Source organism: Alphaproteobacteria bacterium LSUCC0719 (assembly GCA_040839025.1).
Lineage (GTDB): Bacteria > Pseudomonadota > Alphaproteobacteria > Puniceispirillales > Puniceispirillaceae > UBA8309.
The window spans coordinates 1-1966 of the sequence record JBFPJN010000017.1; the positions used below are offsets into that span (position 1 = coordinate 1).

Genomic DNA, 1966 nt, shown 5'->3' on the forward strand with positions numbered 1-1966 from the left:
GCGGAGTAGCTCAGCTGGTTAGAGCAGCGGAATCATAATCCGCGTGTCGGGGGTTCGAGTCCCTCCTCCGCTACCATCCTTCGAAAAGCTTGAAACCCCTGTCTGTCCTCGAACACCGCCTGTGTCGTGTGTTGTCGATGGTTTGAGTCTATCGATTGGATCGGCGACTTGTCACTCAAAATCAAGTGCCAAGAGTGACAGAAGAGTGACAAGAGTGACATGCCTTGTTCATGTGAAATTTATTGTGACGGTGTTTCTAACTAAGGGCCGAATTGGAACATAATTCCTACATAATCCACCGGTACTCAGACGGCTGTCACCAAGCCACATTTCGAAAGACAACATGAACAACGACGACATCAAACTCACCTTCGCGAAGGATGAGATCAAGGAAGACTATAAGCTTGGCAAAATCCTTGCCACATCGGCCATAGTTTCCGACGCTCCCCTCGGACCTGTTAAACCCAAACGAACCAAGCTCAAGCTGTTCATCCTCGCTTTGATTTTGGGTTACCTGGGGTTTGCTGCCTATAGCAACCGCGCCGACGCCACTTTTCTGATTGATGGCACCGGCTTCCAGATCGTTTCAGCGGCGTGAATTCTGGAAACTAGTGCAAAATCGACATCCAGGACTGTCGTCCTCTTGTTAGACAGCGATTCATGTTCGTGACAACCTGCCACTAAAATGGTGGCAATATGTTTGAGCGCAGCATACCTGAATTTGTTCGCCACGCGCCGGCACCAAGCGTTCATGGGTTTGCAACCCTGACCGGCGTAGAAGCCATTGCCAGAGGCAGTCTTGTTTCTGTCTTCCCGCTGGAAATGTACAACGCGCTCACCCAAGCGCAGGCCGTCAGTGAGGTTTATTTTCTGATCGGATGTGCGTCGCTTCTGGTTGGCCTTCTCGTGCCGACGATCAGCCGTAAATTGTCGCGCCGCTGGACCTACAGTCTGGGGGCGGTGATGATGTTCTGCGGGCCGGGACTTGCGGCATCGGGCCATCCTTATGGTGTTATTGTCGGCCTTATGCTCACCACCTTTGCCACCGTGGTGCTCTTTGTCTGTCTCAATGCGTATGTGCTGGACTATGTCAAGCGGCACGATTTTGGAAAATGCGAAACCCTCAGGATGCTGTATTCGGCTGTTGGCTGGACCTTGGGGCCTGTGCTTGGTGTCGTATTCTGGGAGTGGTGGCGCCCGCTGCCGTTCCTGATTTCCATGACTGCCGCGGTGGCCCTGCTGATCATTTTCTGGTTCATGCGCCTTGGAAACGGTCGGTTGATCATCAGGGCGAGTTCACCGGCAATCAATCCTCTGGCGTATCTTGGGCGATTCTTCAAACAAAAGCGCCTTGTTGCGGGTTGGATTTTCGCTGTCACAAGGTCCTGCGGCTGGTGGGTCTATGTGGTCTATCTGCCGATCTATGCGCTTGAAAACGGACTTGGCCCATCGATTGGCGGGTTGTTGCTTTCACTCACCAATAGTTTGCTCTTCACAACGCCCTTGATGCTTTTCCTGCTTCGCCGCCTCGGGGTCAAACGGGCGATCCGGTATGGATTCCTGCTGGCCGGAGTTATGTTCAGCCTGGCGGGGATCACGGGAAACTGGCCGTATTTTGCGATTTGCCTCCTGTTTGTCGGTTCTCTTGCGATGATCTTTCTGGATATCTGTGGTGGATTGCCCTTTCTCATGGCGGTCAAACCATCCGACCGTAACGAAATGTCGGCGGTATATTCCAGTTTTCGGGATGTCTCTGCGATCATAACACCGGGCGCATCGGCGTTGGTTCTGTTGGTGGCACCTCTGGCAATGGTGTTTGCGTTTGGCGGCAGTCTGCTACTTTTTTCCTGGATGATCGGTGGAAAACTCAATCCCCGTCTGGGTGATTCAAGCTGGCGCAAGCAAACAAGCCCCTAGAGTGAGTCTTCAATCAACAACAAAGACTGGTTCTGGTTCCAAGGTGGCC

At 52.7% G+C, this 1966-nt stretch carries 2 protein-coding genes; both read left to right on the forward strand.

What is annotated here, in order from left to right; genetic code table 11:
- Positions 1–343: 343 nt before the first annotated feature.
- Positions 344–598, forward strand: coding sequence for a hypothetical protein (locus AB3X55_13360; protein MEX0504572.1), 255 nt, complete (start codon positions 344–346; stop codon positions 596–598).
- A gap of 98 nt (positions 599–696) precedes the next feature.
- Entirely contained in the window at positions 697–1917 is a 1221-nt protein-coding gene (locus AB3X55_13365; protein MEX0504573.1) for an MFS transporter, read from the forward strand.
- Positions 1918–1966 lie beyond the last annotated feature (49 nt).